Annotated in this window: 15 protein-coding genes; 14 read left to right on the plus strand and 1 reads right to left on the minus strand. The window is 35.2% G+C overall.

Annotated elements, in window-relative coordinates; genetic code table 11:
• Positions 1 to 12: 12 nt before the first annotated feature.
• Positions 13 to 1,173 (plus strand): VanZ family protein, encoded by a 1,161-nt coding sequence (locus tag EL194_RS07470; protein WP_003773616.1) that lies wholly within the window; start codon positions 13 to 15, stop codon positions 1,171 to 1,173.
• A gap of 53 nt (positions 1,174 to 1,226) precedes the next feature.
• On the opposite strand, the gene EL194_RS07475 is transcribed toward EL194_RS07470, so the two are convergent.
• Positions 1,227 to 1,457, minus strand: a complete 231-nt coding sequence (locus EL194_RS07475) for a hypothetical protein (RefSeq protein ID WP_003773618.1) — start codon at positions 1,455 to 1,457, stop codon at positions 1,227 to 1,229.
• Between the two features lie 170 nt (positions 1,458 to 1,627).
• On the opposite strand from EL194_RS07475, the gene EL194_RS07480 reads away from it, so the two are divergent.
• From EL194_RS07480 to EL194_RS07540, 13 genes are all read left to right on the plus strand, one after another.
• Positions 1,628 to 2,929 carry a PTS sugar transporter subunit IIC gene (locus tag EL194_RS07480; protein WP_003773620.1) on the plus strand — a complete coding sequence of 434 codons (1,302 nt, stop codon included), beginning with the start codon at positions 1,628 to 1,630 and terminating at the stop codon, positions 2,927 to 2,929.
• Positions 2,930 to 2,932: 3 nt separating this feature from the next.
• Complete coding sequence (locus tag EL194_RS07485) at positions 2,933 to 3,970, plus strand: MupG family TIM beta-alpha barrel fold protein (protein WP_003773621.1); 1,038 nt, start codon at positions 2,933 to 2,935, stop codon at positions 3,968 to 3,970.
• A 68-nt stretch (positions 3,971 to 4,038) separates the two neighbouring features.
• Positions 4,039 to 5,211, plus strand: coding sequence for a PTS transporter subunit EIIC (locus EL194_RS07490; protein ID WP_003773624.1), 1,173 nt, complete (start codon positions 4,039 to 4,041; stop codon positions 5,209 to 5,211).
• A gap of 21 nt (positions 5,212 to 5,232) precedes the next feature.
• Entirely contained in the window at positions 5,233 to 6,075 is an 843-nt protein-coding gene (locus EL194_RS07495; protein WP_003773626.1) for a MurR/RpiR family transcriptional regulator, read from the plus strand.
• A gap of 84 nt (positions 6,076 to 6,159) precedes the next feature.
• Complete coding sequence (gene murQ, locus EL194_RS07500; RefSeq protein ID WP_003773629.1) at positions 6,160 to 7,062, plus strand: N-acetylmuramic acid 6-phosphate etherase; 903 nt, start codon at positions 6,160 to 6,162, stop codon at positions 7,060 to 7,062.
• Between the two features lie 9 nt (positions 7,063 to 7,071).
• Positions 7,072 to 8,238 (plus strand): anhydro-N-acetylmuramic acid kinase AnmK, encoded by a 1,167-nt coding sequence (anmK, locus tag EL194_RS07505; RefSeq protein WP_003773630.1) that lies wholly within the window; start codon positions 7,072 to 7,074, stop codon positions 8,236 to 8,238.
• Between the two features lie 272 nt (positions 8,239 to 8,510).
• Positions 8,511 to 9,839, plus strand: a complete 1,329-nt coding sequence (locus EL194_RS07510) for an exopolysaccharide biosynthesis polyprenyl glycosylphosphotransferase (protein WP_003773632.1) — start codon at positions 8,511 to 8,513, stop codon at positions 9,837 to 9,839.
• 68 nt (positions 9,840 to 9,907) lie between these two features.
• Positions 9,908 to 11,680 (plus strand): EpsG family protein, encoded by a 1,773-nt coding sequence (locus tag EL194_RS07515; RefSeq protein ID WP_003773634.1) that lies wholly within the window; start codon positions 9,908 to 9,910, stop codon positions 11,678 to 11,680.
• Positions 11,681 to 11,689: 9 nt separating this feature from the next.
• Positions 11,690 to 12,895, plus strand: coding sequence for a glycosyltransferase family 4 protein (locus tag EL194_RS07520; RefSeq protein ID WP_003773636.1), 1,206 nt, complete (start codon positions 11,690 to 11,692; stop codon positions 12,893 to 12,895).
• A gap of 5 nt (positions 12,896 to 12,900) precedes the next feature.
• Positions 12,901 to 13,914, plus strand: a complete 1,014-nt coding sequence (locus tag EL194_RS07525; RefSeq protein ID WP_003773638.1) for a polysaccharide biosynthesis protein — start codon at positions 12,901 to 12,903, stop codon at positions 13,912 to 13,914.
• Positions 13,915 to 15,024, plus strand: coding sequence for a polysaccharide biosynthesis C-terminal domain-containing protein (locus EL194_RS07530; RefSeq protein WP_003773640.1), 1,110 nt, complete (start codon positions 13,915 to 13,917; stop codon positions 15,022 to 15,024). It begins immediately after the preceding gene.
• Positions 15,025 to 16,149 (plus strand): non-hydrolyzing UDP-N-acetylglucosamine 2-epimerase, encoded by a 1,125-nt coding sequence (wecB, locus tag EL194_RS07535; RefSeq protein WP_003773643.1) that lies wholly within the window; start codon positions 15,025 to 15,027, stop codon positions 16,147 to 16,149. It begins immediately after the preceding gene.
• A complete protein-coding gene (locus EL194_RS07540; RefSeq protein ID WP_003773644.1) occupies positions 16,149 to 17,321 on the plus strand; it encodes a glycosyltransferase in 1,173 nt (390 codons plus the stop codon). The genes wecB and EL194_RS07540 overlap by 1 nt, the downstream gene beginning before the upstream one ends.
• Positions 17,322 to 17,335: the final 14 nt, after the last annotated feature.

Genomic DNA, 17,335 nt, shown 5'->3' on the forward strand with positions numbered 1-17,335 from the left:
GGGGAATTGACGATGCAAACCTATTTTTATCCAATACGAACAGCTCTAATCAGTTTTCCTTTCATTGCTTTTGCGATGTTAATTCCATATTTAATTTATGATTATCATAAACATGGATCGGTCTCAAAATGGCGGGCTGTGGTAATCTACAGTTTTATTTTCTATTTACTGTGTGCTTTTTATCTGGTAATTTTACCATTACCCGATCGACAAACAGTGCATACACATTGGAAAGATATGATTCAACCCATTCCATTCTCATTTATATCTGACTTTATTCGAGAGTCCTCGATGCGTTTATCAAATCCAAGCTCTATTCTGATGGGATTAAAAGAGGGGGTATTCACTCAACCGGTTTTTAATATCCTGATGACTGTCCCTTTTGGAATTTATTTACGTTATTACTTTAACTGTGATTTAAAGAAAACAGTGATTTTAAGTTTTATATTATCATTATTCTTTGAGCTTACACAGCTTACAGGACTTTATGGACTGTATCCAGGACCTTATCGTTTATTCGATGTGGATGATTTAATTTTAAATACTTTAGGTGGGCTTTTCGGATATGGTATCGCACCCTTAATGACTTATTTTTTCCCATCCCGAGAAGCGTTGGACTTAGAATCTGCTGAAAAATCGGTTCGAGTTACTTATATACGGCGTCTTGTGGCTTATTTGATTGATACAGCGATAATGTCGGTGGCTATTTCAGTATTTATGCTTGGAATGGGTGCAATCAATCCCGTAGTAGCCCAGAATAATGTATTTATGTCGATGATTAACTTCATTGGATTCATCTTCTTTTTTGCGATATGGCCAATTGTACATCAAGGATCTACCATAGGAATGTCAGTGGTGCAAGTCCGTATCGTGGCAGAGCAGAGTGCATCAAGAATCAAATCTATAATTTTAAGAACTGTTCTTGTTTATATATTTATCATTCGTTTTGGAGATATTACAGGTGCACTATTTGAAATGGTTTCATCAACCAATTTATATGTTGGTACCATTACGTCGGTTCTATATTTATTGGTGATTTTAGGTTATTGGATATTTATTGTGAGTCATATTATTTCAACATTGTTTCGCAAGGATTATCGCCTTTTTTATGAACGGATTTCGAAAACATCTATTGTTAGTACTTATCATGAAAAAGAGTCGATGCATTCATAGTTTAAAATACATAAAAAAACGTTCACTGTTATCAGTGAACGTTTTATATTGTTTTAGATATACTCATCTGCTTTAACTGTAAACATTATTGCTCCAGCCATAGGATCTTTTTTGATTTCAGCTTTAATGCGTTTGCACGCTTCGTCTTTATCTTCCATGTCCGTTTCGAAATAGAGTTTGATACCATCTTTCTTTACAAAAGTGCATTTCGGATCGGTCATTGATTCAACAATTTTTTGAATTTGTTTTTGCATTATAGGACTATTTATAATAATTGTATTCATATTAATACCTCTTTCTACAAAATAATAGTAGCAAAATATGGAAACGATTACAATGATAAACAACGATATTGAAATAATATTCCAATATTTACAAAGAAAGGTTGAAATATATTTTGAAATCGGTTACTATTCATATGTAAGCACTAACAAGTGCAGGAAAGGGAGTTAATATGGAGAAGTTAACACAATTTATAGAAGAGAAGATTGCCCCACCACTCATCAAATTTTCTCAGTTAAAATACGTTCAAGTAATGCAACGTACTGGACTTGGAATCATGTCCCTATTAGTTATTGGTTCTGTATTTTTACTTATTGCATCATTCCCAGTTAAGGCTTGGACTGATTTCTTAGGAGATAAACGCTGGGTTATTGCAGCAGCATCTGGAGTAGGGACAGGTTTTATTGCCCTCTATACTGTAATCACGACATCGTATGGATTGGTCGAATACTACAATAAACAACGCGGAGAAAATCACGATATTGTTCAACCGATGATTCTAGCCGTTGCATCATTCTTACTTTTAAATCCAGCACAAACTGTTACAACGATGGTTGATGGTGTTGAAGGTAAGTTTACAGGTGTTCCATCAACATATATGGGCGCACTTGGCGTATTCGCTGCATTGATTGTCGCAATTATTACGGTTGAAATTTATCGATTTGTTGTTAATAAAAAACTTGTTATTAAAATGCCAGAGGGAGTTCCTCCAATGGTATCTCAATCATTTATTGCATTAATTCCAAGTTTCTTTGTAATTTTATTTTGGTGGTTATTGGGTCATGTTTTCCAATTAAACATTCCAGAATTGATTGCAGGCGTGTTCAAACCATTAGTAGCCGTTGGTGATTCACCAATCGTTGTTATGATTGCAACACTTCTAAACCGTATTCTATGGGCTGTTGGGATTCATGGATCTAACATTGTAAACTCAGTAGGTGGTACATTCTGGGGTCAAATGTCACAATTAAACCTTGCTGCATTTGAAGCTACCGGTACACTTGCAAATCTACCACACACATATACATCCGTATTTATGGATAACTATATTTGGACTGGATTGTTCCCATTATCACTTTGCTTAATTATGTCAAAATCACCACGTTTAAGCGGTTTAGGTAAACTTGCTTTAGCTGCATCCTTATTCAATATTGGTGAACCTCTTATCTTTGGATTACCAATTATGTTGAATCCGCTCATGATGATTCCATTCATCTTAAGTTACTTAGTGCTAGCACTTGCCGCAATCGTTTTAACAACATTAGGTGTCATACCAGTACCGGCATTGATGATTTCTTGGATTACACCAGCACCGATTAAAACATATTTAGCGACTGCAGGAAGTATTCCAGCAACAGCGTTTGTACTCGTTGGTTGGGTATTTATGTTCCTATGCTTCTATCCATTTGTGAAGGCAATGGAGAAAAACGACCTCGCTGAAATGGCTGCTGCGGAACAAGCAGAAGAAAACTAAATTATGTTAGGTATCTCAAGTTATTTTAAAGATTTAGATTACGGATATTTAGAAGCTGCGGCTGCTATAGGAGTGAAGTATTTATTTACTTCACTTCATATCCCAGAGGAAGATTTATCGAAATTGGATCAAGAAATTCCAAAGTTTTTATCGGAAGTTAAACGCTTAGGTCTTGAACTAGTACCCGATATTTCTCCTGCAACTTTTGAAAAACTGGGAATTGCTGCAAATGATTATAAAGCACTTAAAACACTTGGTTTTACATCACTACGTCTTGACTATGGATTTGATGACTTTGAAGTCGTTAAATCACTTCAAAAAGACTTTGATTTAATGTTGAATGCAAGTGTTGTAAATGAACCGTATATTCTTGATGCTTTGGAAGCAGGTGTTGATTTTAAGAATATTTCTGTTCTACATAACTTTTATCCTAAAACGGAGACGGGACTATCGTTAGATTATTTTAAAAAAATCAATGAAGTATTTATTCGTCACAATATAAAAATTATGGCTTTTGTACCCGGTGATGCTTTAAAACGATTCCCTCTTTATGAGGGTTTACCTACCGTTGAGAAACATCGTCAATGTAATCCGTATCTTGCAGCCGTGGAATTGATTCATGATTGTGGTATCACGGATATTCTAATTGGAGATAGTAAAGCACACCTTGAAACGTTATTCTATATTGAATCGTATATGAAAGATTCAATGATGCATATACCTGCATTCTTTACTAAAAATGCACCAGATATGTATGATAAAATGTTTGAAGTACGTAAGGATTTATCTGAAAATGTGATTCGCATGTTAACACCACGTATTCCTGGGATTCCCGTAACCGATAATGGACCACGTGTCCGTGGAGCGATTACGATTGAGAATGAATTATCGGGACGATACAGTGGTGAAATGCAAATTTGTAAAAAAGCATTTCCAATGGATGCACGAACCAATGTAATCGGATTTATTCATCCTGATTACGTAGATCTTGTTCATGCCATTGATCGATATACTAAAATAAAATTTGTGCGTATTGACTAAGAAGGATTCTATCCTTCTTTTTTAAAATGCTACGTACGCAATACTGTAAGTAGAAGAGGAAGTTTATTATGTTTTTAGAAAAGTTTGTTTCATTGATACAGGGAAGTCGTTGTTTAAACGCTATAAAAAATGCGATTAATAAAATGGCATATATCAATATCGTTTTGGGTGTTTGTATTTTTGTGTATTATCAGTTTGATCAAATCGGTTGGGTCCGTGATCCATTTCGTAATCAAGCTGTTTTGTTTTACCAGCTGTATTGCGTCATGTTATCGATTTCTTTATCGTATCTAATTGCAAGTGAAGTCTTAAATACGGATGTTGATGTGAGTTTTACGATGAGTACTGTTTTCTTATCGTTATTACCTGGAATTGTTTTGGTTCCAAATGGACACACAACCACGTTTCCATTGGTTACGATGATCGTATCTGTAATCGTATCACTCGCTTTCAATTATTTGGATTCGTTTAAGTTTAAAGGAACGCGGATTCCCCAAGCTGTTACGGATTACTATAACCGCTTATGGCCAACTATCGTCATGTTGCTTTGTCTATTAATCTTTATATTTATTTTTAATCATTTCTTTCTAGCGCTGGCTAATGGTATTATAGTAGTAACCAATGTTTTGAGTGAATTTATTATCATACTATCACTCATCATGATTATTTGTATGTTTTGGGTTTTAGGGATTCATGGTGTTGGCGTTATAGGAACATTAATGAGACCGTTTTGGTTCCATATGATGCTTGTGAATGGATTTATGATCGTTTCAGGTAATTTACCCGTATATATCGGTACGGAAGCATTCTTAGGGTGGTGTGTTTGGATCGGTGGGTCTGGATGCACATTAGGATTAACGGTTAATTTGCTTTTTGCGAAAAGCCGTCATCTTAAAACACTTGGAAAAGATAGCCTTCTTTCAAATATATTCAATATTAACGAGAATATAATTTTTGGAACACCGATTGTCGAGAATAAGTATTTTAGAGTGCCTTTTTTCTTAGCACCGTTAATAACAGGAAGTGTTGCGTATTGGGCAATGAAACTGGGTTATGTTTCGATTCCAAGTATCGTAGCACCATGGGTAATTCCCATGCCCTTAGGTTTATTTATTTCAACCTTAGGAGATGTGCGTTCACTGCTATTAGCACTTATTCTAGTCGGTATTACGACGCTAGTTTATTTTCCGTTTTTTAGAATGTATGATCAATCGTTGGTTAAACAAGAACACGATAAATAATATATCATAGGAGGATTTTAGATGAGTTGTATTTATAGGATTAAAGAGAATATGCATACTTATACTGATACAGAAAAACGTATTGCGGAATACATTCTTGAGAATAAAGATGAAGTTGTTAATTTTTCATCGCAACATTTTGCGAAGGAGATTAATTCTTCTGCAGCTGCAATCGTTCGTTTTTCTAAAAAAATTGGCTATAATGGATTCACTCACCTAAAAGTAGAGCTTGCTCGAGATCACAGTGAAGAAGAACAATCGTTTGATAAACTCATCAAAGAAGAAGATACGATTGAAACCATGGTACGTAAATCACATTACAGCAATCATAGAACCTTTGATAACACATATAAACTTTTGAATCTTGAGGTGTTGGATGCTTCAATTGCAGCAATAAGCAATGCGCGGCGCATCTATCTCTTAGGTATTGGAGGTTCAGGTATTGTTTGTCAGGACCTTTACCATAAGTTCGTTCGTATTGATGCAGATGTTGTTTATTTCGATGATTTTCATTTGGAAATGTCTTCACTAACGCATATAACTGAAAACGATGTCACCATTGCCTTATCCTATTCGGGTCAAACGCGTGAAATTATTATGGCTCAAAAACTCGCTCAAGATAAAGGGGCTACAACGATTGCGATCACTCAAGTAGGACGTAATGAACTTGCGAAGAATTCTGACTTTGTCATTAACATTCCTAAAGAAGAGTCAGAAGTTCGTTTGGGTTCTATTGCATCACGTTTTTCAATGTTAGCTATTTCAGATTTACTTTACTTGGGTGTTGCGAAAAACAATATAGAAGAAACACGTCGTAAGATCGTAAATACACGCGACACGATTAAATCAATTCGAAACATTTAACTTTATTTCACGCTTTTGTTAATTAAATTGAAATATCATTTCAAAGAAGGTATAATAGATATACAATGAAATGAGGACAGATATATGAAAATCGACTTATCAAAAATTGGTACCGAACTTCAAAATCCAAATACTAAAAATATCGATCGACTCGATTCCGTCGAGATGGTAACCTTGATCAATCATGAAGATCAACGTGTTATCGATGCGGTTGGTGAACAAACTTATGAAATTGCCGCTGCTATCGACGCTACCTATGACGCAATTGCTCAAGGTGGTCGCCTTGTATATATGGGGGCTGGTACATCAGGCCGTCTAGGCGTCCTTGATGCATCCGAATGTCTCCCCACATTTGGTGTTGGTGAAGAGTCAGTAATAGGAATTATTGCAGGTGGTGACATCGCTTTAAGACATCCAGTTGAAGCTGCTGAAGATGATGAAGTTAGTGGTATCACGGACTTGAAAGCCATTAATTTTTCGAAAGATGATATTTTGTGTGCAATTGGTGCATCCGGTCGAACACCCTACTGTATTGGTGGTCTTAAATACGCTAAAGAACTTGGTGCTCAAACAATTTCAGTTGCATGTGTTTCTCAAAGCAAGATGGCTGCATACGCCGATCATCCAATCGAAGTTGTAGTTGGGCAAGAGGTTATAACAGGTTCTACACGTATGAAATCAGGTTCTGCAACGAAGATGGTTTTAAATATGATATCCTCTGGAGCGATGATTAAACTGGGTAAAGTTTATGGAAATTTAATGGTGGATGTTAAAGCAACAAATGCAAAACTTATCGAACGTGCACGCAATATAATTATGAACGCAACTGGGTGTACTTATGAACGTGCAACCGATTTATTGAATTTAAGTGATAAAAGTGTCAAAGTAGCCATTGTTATGGAGTTATGTAATCTTGATGTTGAAGAAGCGTTACATCTTCTAAACCAAAACCAAGGGCATATTACACGTGCTTTGGAAAATAAATAGGGGAACAATATGGAAACTAAATATGCAGTTGGACTGATGTCTGGAACATCTCTTGATGGGATTGATGCAGCTTTAGTAGAAATCAAAGGTTCGGGTACTGAAACGTCATGTACTCTAATTCATTTTGTAACGCTTGAGATTCCAAAAGAGATTCGTCAACGAATTTTAAGAGCCAGTGTACCAGAAACATCACGTGTTGATGAAATTTGTTCACTGAATTTTGAATTAGGACACCTCTTTAATGATGCAACGACAAAAGTACTGACAGAAAGTAATTTTAAGGGATCACTTGATTTTGTAGCTTCCCATGGACAAACGTTATACCATCTTCCAAATCCAAGTAATCAATTGATGAAGTCAACACTTCAAATTGGAGATCCATCAATCATCGCATTTCATCATAAAGTTCCTGTAGTTTTTAATTTTAGAGTCATGGATATTGTGGCAGGTGGGGATGGTGCTCCACTGGTTCCATATTCTGAATTTCTAATGTATCGCGAAAAACATAAAACGGTTTTACTTCAAAATATTGGTGGAATTGGCAACGTTACTGTCATTCCCCAAAATGCTCATCTTGATGATTTGTATGCTTTTGATACCGGTCCTGGTAATATGATGATGAATGCAGCAACATCTCACTATTATAATGAGTTATATGATAAGAATGGACTGCATGCGAAAAAAGGTACTTTAATCGAAGCACTTTATCAAAAACTTTTAAATCATCCTTATCTAAAACTTGAACCACCCAAATCAACTGGACGTGAGCTTTTTGGAGAGCACTTAGTTTCAAAATTATATAAAGAAGGTTATGATGCTGATGATGTTATTTATACATTAACAAAATTTACAGCACATTCAATTACAGATGCATACAAACGTTTTATTATGCCTAAACATACGATCGATAAAGTGATTATTGGTGGTGGTGGCGCATATAATCCCGTATTGCTCGAAGAAATACGAATGATGTTACCTGATGACATCATGGTTTGTACTCAAGAAGACCTCGGTTTTTCAAGTGATGCAAAAGAAGCCATTGCGTTTGCAATATTGGGTAATGAAACATTGGCGGGCAGGTCAAGTAATGTGCCATCTGCAACAGCTTCGAAAGAACATATGATCCTTGGTCAAATCTGCCCAAACCCGTGGTCATCACTAACAGAATCAGATTGATTCTGTTTTTTTATTGTTTCTTAACAATTACTGAAGACGTCCTATCAATATTGAATCTAATACGTCAAAATGATATAATTGACAAGGATAAATAGGTTATCTACTGTGTTTTATACAAAATGATTCCATTGAAACATGATTCAACCACTTCAATGGAATTTATTGTGATTACACTTTATCTATAACGTATTTGATTACTAAAAATATAAAAATGTTTCTATATGAAAACGAATTTGTGTTTTACGGGTAGTAGTTAATAATTAGGAGAAAATATGAGTAAAAATCTAAAGTCATTAGTAATTGTGGCTCTAAAGGGATTTATCTTTGTGTTTTTAGCAGCGGTATTCTTTTATCTCTTTGGCAAAGAAAATATTGCGCTACAAAATTGGTCAAGAACAGCGGTCATTACAGGATCGACCTTTATCTTGATTGGCATTTTAATGCTTAAGGTTTACGGACCTTTCGAAATTGGTGTAAAAAAGAGCAAACCAATTATTTATAATTCAACGATTGCAATTATGTTAACGGATTTAGCGACATTTTTTCAATTGATGGTCATGAATACAAATCCTAATAACAATCAATCTTTTAAAATTGAGCAATTGGATTTATTATTCTATACCATACTCATTCAGATTATTGGGATTGTGATTTTTTCCTATTTAGGCAATTATATTTACTTCAAGATGTACAAGCCGTCTCGTACTATTATTGTATATGATGAAAACGACCAAGTGAGTTTAGGTAAAGTTAAACATTATTTAGAGCGTTTTAAGCTGCAATATGATATTTTAGGTTGCATTGCTGTTGATGATCCGAATTTGGAAGCAATGCTTTACAATGTTGATTATGTTGTAATCTTAGAAACACCTATAAGTGAGCGAAAACGTCTGGTTGATCTTTGTTACAAGCATCAATTAAATTTCATGTTTGCGCCTTCGATTTCGGATATTGTTGAATTATCAGGGTTCTCGATGGTTGTCGATGATAAGGCTATGGTTGAGGTAAATATTCAAGGTCTATCTTTCGAACAACGTGTTTTAAAACGAATTCTGGATATCTTTGTAGCCGTAGTTGGTGCCATTTTATCATCACCAATTTGGATTATCGCAGCAATTGCTATCAAACTTAATGATGGTGGCTCAATTCTTTTTAAACAAAAAAGAGCGACAATTGACGGACGCATTTTCGATGTTTATAAATTCAGAACAATGAAAGAAAATGTTGAAAATTATTCTGCTACAGAGCATGATGACCGAATCACATCAGTTGGAAAGGTTCTTCGTAAAATTCGTATGGATGAACTTCCCCAACTCATCAATATACTTAAAGGTGAAATGAGCATTGTAGGTCCTCGTCCTGAAATGCTTGAAAATGTCGATTCTTATCAAAAAGTGTTGCCCGAATTTGCTTACCGCTTGAAGGTTAAAGCAGGCTTAACAGGTCTAGCGCAGATCGAGGGTAAGTACAATACATCTCCAAAAGATAAACTTCTTATGGATCTTATGTATATAGAAAACTATTCAATTTGGACTGATTTTAAATTAATCTTACGCACTGTTGTAGTTATTTTTAAAAAAGACAGTACAGAAGGGTTTTAAACTCGTTTAAGTCTTAGGGAATTTATCTTTAAGACTTATTATTTTATATTATTTTATTGGAGGTAATTATGTACTATTTTGCACTGGTATTTCCTTTTATTGTTAGTTTATTACCAAAATTAACAAAAAAGCAAAAGTTTTATTTGGCAACGGTCCCACTTTTTATTATCGTAATTTTTAGAGTAGGTGTAGGTACAGATTATTTTTCCTATGAATATCTCTATAATTTACAAAACGTAACAACGTTTGGGAAAATGTTAGACCATCAAAGTAACATTGAACTCGGATTTCGCATTTTTATATTTATATTTAAATCCATTGGTTTACCATTCCAATTTTTTATTGGTTTTTTTGGAGCCGTTACACTCGCTTTCTTTGTAAAATGGATTGATGAGACGACGGATTCATCACTCGTTTCACTGATTCTCTTTATTGGTATGTTTTTCTTTGTTTGGAATTTAAGTGCAATTCGTCAAGGTCTTGTTATGGCAGTTGCGTCCTATTACTTCTTTAATCCTCAAAAAAATCTATCCAAAAAGCAATCAATCTTACTTGTAGCAGCACTTGCGCTATTCCATATTTCTGTATTATTCTACCTACCGATTATATTCTTAGCACGCAACGTTAAATGGAATAAAAAAACACTGATCATTGTTCTTGGTATTTCTTTTGTTTTTGCATTCATTCCATGGCAACGCGTACTCGCACACCTTCCATTTATTCCAGGATCTAAGAAAATAATGGGATATATTGATGCGAAGACACAAGTCTTGAACTTTGCAGGAATTGTCCGTATTGCATTCGCTACAGTAATTCTTTATCACTACGATAAAATCACGGATTCCGTATTTAAGAAATTCATGGTTGATTCGACTTTACTTGGATTTGCAGTTTACTTTTGTTTGAAATTCTCAGAATTAATTGCTGGTCGAACAACGATTTATACGTTTATTCTCTGCATCGTCGTATTCAAATATATACTTGACCACTATTTCTTAAAAGACTCAAAAGTTCTGAATGGATTAATCTATACAGGACTCGCATGTTTTACAGGTTTGTTTCTCTACAAAGATATCAATGCCTACATGCACCAATCTAATTATCGTGGACCAAACAAGCTATTACGATTTAACACAATTTTCAATCGTCCGAGCTATGATGATTATGACAATCGTTTTGCATATCTAACAGTTCGACGTAATTGTAATGATGAGCGCGATGAGCTTTTAGATTCTCAAGCCGCGTTACCTTCATCATCAAAGTATCAAGAGAATCTTTCCTATTATGCAATGTGGGATCATGAATCAGAACTGTATGGAATTTTAGGAACCGATCGAACTTGGATTGTAGAACCGACCTTTAAACGTAAACCAACAGTCTATGGTTCGCTGGTTGCATTTACTCCTAATGATGACTTAAAACAAGCTTTTAAATCTACAGAGTATCTTGATTTATCGGGTAAAGAAGTCACCGAAGAACACATTCAAGAAGCTTTAAGCAAGGATTCACTTGAACGTCAAGAAATCACAACACAAGCACTTGATGTCAAATCTTACGATGTTGAGAAACTTCCTGAAAGCATTGTTAATATGTTTCCTTATAAAGATGAAATCATAAGTGCAAAATATGTTGAATTCAACAAACCTTATGCCTACAAGATTCTAGATCTTGAATACATTGATTATCATTTCTTTATTTATGTAGATGAGTCATTTGAACCCATTGTACCTGTTTTAAGTAATGATTTTTATCGGATTGCACCGGATGGTGTTATCACTGTAGATACATATTGTCGTCAACGCCTTTACAATAAAGATGGTTCTTTATTGTGGCAATATTAAGGAGGTCCTATGAAAGTACTTTATTTAAGTTCAACAAATTCAGGGATGCATCGTCACAGTATTTACTTTGATCTACTTTCTGAATTTCAGAAAAAAGGACATGATGTTACGATTGCATATGCTCGTGAAAAACGTTTAGGCCAAGAAACAGAGTATTATGAACAATTTGGTATACACTATCTTGGCATTAAAACTGGAAATTTAACGAAAAATAGTAATTTAATTGATAAAGGCATCGCAACACTTCGAATTGATTCACAATTCAAGAATGCGCTGAAAAAACATCTGGGACATGAATCGTTTGATCTTATTCTGTATTCAACGCCCCCTATAACACTACTAAAAACCGTTAATTATCTTAAAACAAAGAATCCAAACGCGTTACTCTACTTAATGCTCAAGGATATCTTTCCGCAAAATGCCGTTGATCTTGGATTTATGAAAGAAATGGGTTTGATTCATCGTTTCTTCTCTCATAAAGAAAAAGCACTCTACAAAATGTTTGATGTGATTGGCACGATGTCGCCTGCGAACCTAAACTATATGGAAAAACATCATCCATCTACCGTAGGACGACTCGAAATCTTACCAAACGCATTAGATATTAACGAAAACAATACGGCTCATGACAGCATTTCCATTCGTGAGACGTATTCCATTCGTGATGACCAAACGATTCTTCTCTATGGCGGTAACTTAGGGGCACCACAGGCAATTCCATTTGTGATCGAATGTATCGATCGCATTAAAAATGATGATCGTATTGTATTTTTAATCGCAGGGTCGGGTGCAAAAGAAGAACTGATTACTTCCTTTATTCAAGAAAACAATATATCCAACACACTTTTCCTAGGGCAACTTGAAAGCAGGGTATATAATAGTCTTGTAAGTCAATGTGATGTTGGTTTGATATTCTTAGATCATCGTTTTACGATACCTAATTATCCGCAAAGACTCTTGACCTATCTTGAGGCTTCTAAACCCGTTGTTTGTGCTACAGACACAGCGACTGATATCGGAACGATTGCAATGACGAATCAATATGGATTTGGGATTGAAAGTACGGATGTTGAGGCATGGTATCAAGCAATTGATACGCTCGTATCCAATCAGACTTTAAGAATAGAAATGGGTGCAAAGGGGCATGAATACTTAATGAATCATTATACCGTTGCACACGCATATGAAATAATTATAAAACACATGGGAGCGTAAAAAATATGTTTAAAAATAAAGTATTACTCATCACAGGCGGTACCGGTTCATTTGGAAATGCCGTTGTACGTCGTCTTTTAAATGAAGACATTAAAGAAATTCGCATTCTATCTCGAGATGAGAAAAAACAAGATGACATGCGTAAGTTTTTCAATGATGATCGCTTAAAATTTTATATTGGAGATGTTCGTCAGAAAGAATCACTGATTCATGCAGTTCGAGGTGTTGACTATATTTTCCACGCTGCTGCTTTAAAACAAGTTCCTTCCTGCGAGTTTTTCCCAATTGAAGCTGTAAAGACAAACATTATCGGAACGGATAATGTCTTAGAAACAGCCATTGATTGTGGTGTTGAACGCGTTGTTTGTCTATCGACAGATAAGGCTGCATACCCAATTAACGCAATGGGAATTTCAAAAGCTATGATGGAAAAAACATTTGTTGCGAAAGCACGTATTGCAAAAGAAACAAATACTATTATTTGTGGAACCCGTTATGGAAATGTTATGGCTTCACGAGGATCTGTAATTCCATTATTCCTAGAACAAATTCGAAATGGTAAAGAATTAACGCTTACAAACCCACATATGACACGTTTCTTAATGAGTTTAGACGAAGCAGTTGAATTAGTATTATTTGCTTTTGAACACGGTGAACCCGGTGATCTCTTTGTCCAAAAATCACCTGCAAGTACGATTGAAGATTTAACACAGGCAATCATAGAACTTACAGGATACCAAAAAGGAACCCGAATTATTGGAACACGTCACGGTGAAAAACTTTATGAAACGCTTTTAACTAAAGAAGAATTCGAAAAAGCTGAAGATCTTACAGATTATTATCGAGTTCCTATGGATCAACGCGATCTCAACTATGATAAATATTTCATGGAAGGTGAAGAAATTCATGAGGAACAAGAATATAATTCTCATAACACATACCGACTTAATGTTGAAGAAATCAAGGCTAAGTTAGTCGATCTTTATGAAATTAAAGATGAACTAAAGGGCATGATGTAAATGAAAATTCTTGTTACAGGTGCTTCGGGATTTGTTGGGAAAAATCTTGTAGCAACACTAAATCATCTTGGTCACACTGTACTTGCGTATGACCGCAATAATTCACTTGAAGAACTTGAAAATTATGCTTCTCAAGCAGAAGTGGTCGTGCATCTTGCTGGGATTAATCGTCCTACAGATCCTGAAGAATTTAAAAAAGGTAATGTTGGTTTTACAGAACTTCTATGCAATGCATTAGCCAAAAACAACAATAAAGCGCCCATTCTTGTTTCATCCAGCATCCAAGCAGCGCTTGATAATGATTATGGACGAAGTAAGCGTGAAGGTGAAACTGTTTTAATTAATCATATGGAACAAATGGATGCTAAGGTGTGGATTTATCGTTTCTCAAATCTATTTGGGAAGTGGTCTCGTCCTCATTACAACACGGTTATTGCGACATGGTGTCATGCGATATCAAGAAATGAACCCATACACGTCAACGATCCAAGTATTTCATTAAACCTCATGTATATTGATGATGTTGTTTTAGAAATAATGCGAGCTATTAATGGATCTCCTACTGTTGTTGAAGGGGTTTACTGTACGGTACCGACATCTTATGATGTTACTTTAGGTGAGATTGCAGATCTCTTACATTCTTTTAAAGAATCACGCAATTCACTTTTTGTACCCAATCTCAAAGAAGGCTTTGAGAAAAAACTGTATAGTACATATCTCTCATTTTTACCTAAGGATGAATTTAACTATTTTCTCGATATGAAATGTGATGATCGTGGTTCATTTACTGAATTTCTAAAATCACCAGATCGGGGACAGGTAAGCATTAACATTTCTAAGCCTGGAATCACAAAAGGAAATCACTGGCATCACAGTAAAAATGAAAAATTCCTCGTTGTTTCGGGTCAAGGTTGTATCCAATTTAGAGATATCTTTGAAACAGAAATTATTGAATATCATGTAACTGGAGAAAAACTCGAGGTAATCGATATTCCAACCGGTTATACACATAATATTATTAACACGGGTGACACTGATTTAATCACGGTTATGTGGGTAAATGAACCATTTGATCCTGATACGCCCGATACACACTATTTGGAGGTTTAGATGAAAAAGCTAAAAGTTATGACTGTCGTGGGAACACGTCCTGAAATTATTCGTTTATCTGCTGTGATTAATCGCTTAGAATCAAGTGATGCAATTGAACATGTACTTGTGCATACAGGACAAAACTACGATTACGAATTAAATGAAGTGTTTTTTAATGATTTTAAACTTAGAAAACCAGATTACTTTTTGGAAACCGCTACAGGAAAACCTGTTGGTACGATTGGTAATATCCTTATCAATATTGAACCTGTTTTAGAAGAAGTAAATCCTGATGCTTTCTTAGTACTTGGGGATACTAACAGTTGTCTTTGTGCAATTGCTGCAAAGCGCAAACATATTCCAATTTTCCACATGGAAGCTGGGAACCGTTGTTTTGACCAACGTGTTCCGGAAGAAACAAACCGTAAAATTGTCGATCATATTTCAGATATCAACTTAACTTACAGTGACATTGCACGTGAATACTTATTACGAGAAGGTCTTTCCGCAGATCGTGTTATTAAAACTGGAAGCCCTATGTATGAAGTAATCCAATCCCGTCAGGAAGATATCGCTGCAAGTACAATTCTCGAATCTCTTGAACTTATAAAAGGCGAGTATTTTGTAGTTTCAGCACACCGAGATGAAAATATTAACTCAGAAAGAAATTTCTTGAATCTTGTAGATAGTTTAAATGCTATCGCAGAAAAATATCAAATGCCAATTATCGTAAGTACACATCCACGTACAAAAAACATGATTGATGCGAAAGGTGTATCTTTTAACCCGCTTGTAAAAATTATGAAACCAATGGGATTTAATGATTACGTAAAACTTCAAGTAGATTCTAAAGCTACTCTGAGTGATAGTGGAACGATTAGTGAAGAATCATCGATTCTTAAATTTAAAGCACTTAATCTACGTGAAGCTCATGAACGCCCAGAAGCTATGGAAGAAGCCTCCGTTATGATGGTAGGACTTGAAAAAGAACGTATTTTACAAGGGCTAGAAGTATTGGAAGAACAAGAACCGGAAACATTACGCTATGTCTCTGATTACAGCATGCCTAATGTATCTGAAAAAATATTACGTATTATTATTTCTTATGTTGACTACATAAATCGCAATGTTTGGAGTAAATAATGAAGGTTCTATTTGTTAATTCGGTTTGTGACTACGGAAGTACGGGTAAAATTGTACGTGATCTCGCAAACGGACTAAAAAAAGAAGGCCACGAAGTTTTAATATGTTACGGTCGTCATCAGGCAAAAGAAGATACGGATACGTTCTATATTGGTGATAAGCTTACGACATACAGTCATGTTTTCATGACGCGTGTCTTTAACCGACATGGACTGCATTCAAATCGTGCAACTCAAAAACTAATTGAAAAAATTGAAACCTTTAATCCGGATGTGATTCATTTGCATAATTTACACGGATACTACTTAAATGTTGAAATGCTGTTTGAGGCATTAAAAACATTTAAGGGAAAAATCTATTGGACCTTTCATGACTGTTGGCCAATCAGTGGTAGCAGTGCTTATTTTGATTATCACGGTTGTAAAACATGGGATGAAGGTTGTGTTGAATGCAATTCGACACGTGATTACCCTGAAGCATTAGTATTCAAACGTCAAAAGAAAAATTTTCTATGGAAGAAAAAGGCATTCAGTGGGCTTGATAATTTAACCCTAGTTACGCCATCTTATTGGCTTAAAGAGTTACTTGCAAAAAGTTTTTTAGCTCAGTACCCGTGTGAAGTAATCCATAACGGCATTAACACCAATCTCTTTAAGCCTACATATGATGCAGAATTAACAAAAAAATATGAGAATAAACTCGTTTTACTTGGTGTTGCAAGCATTTGGGAGCAGCGCAAAGGCTTAAACGATTTCATTAAGTTAAGTACCATGATTTCTGATAATTATAAAATCGTACTGATTGGTTTGACTGAAGAGCAAAAGAAATCTTTACCCACTGCAATTGATGGTGTATTACGAACGGACAGTGCAGAGCAACTTGCAGCGTATTACACACTCTCGCACCGTTTTATCAATCCAACCTATGAGGATAACTATCCTACAACAAATATCGAAGCACTCTGCTGTCATACACCTGTGATTGCATATGATACAGGTGGTAATAAAGAAGTTTCGATTAAGCCGTTTATGACAATTGTTCCCCAAGGAGATTTGGAAGCAATTGTACATGAGCTCAATTCAAATAAAAATATATCTTTTGATCACTTTGATAGTCAGTCACACGATTCCCATACATTTGTGTCAAACACTCTTAAGTTGTATCAACGGTAATTGAAAACCCTCCG

This window comes from Erysipelothrix rhusiopathiae, assembly GCF_900637845.1.
In the GTDB taxonomy this organism is placed as follows: domain Bacteria; phylum Bacillota_I; class Bacilli_A; order Erysipelotrichales; family Erysipelotrichaceae; genus Erysipelothrix; species Erysipelothrix rhusiopathiae.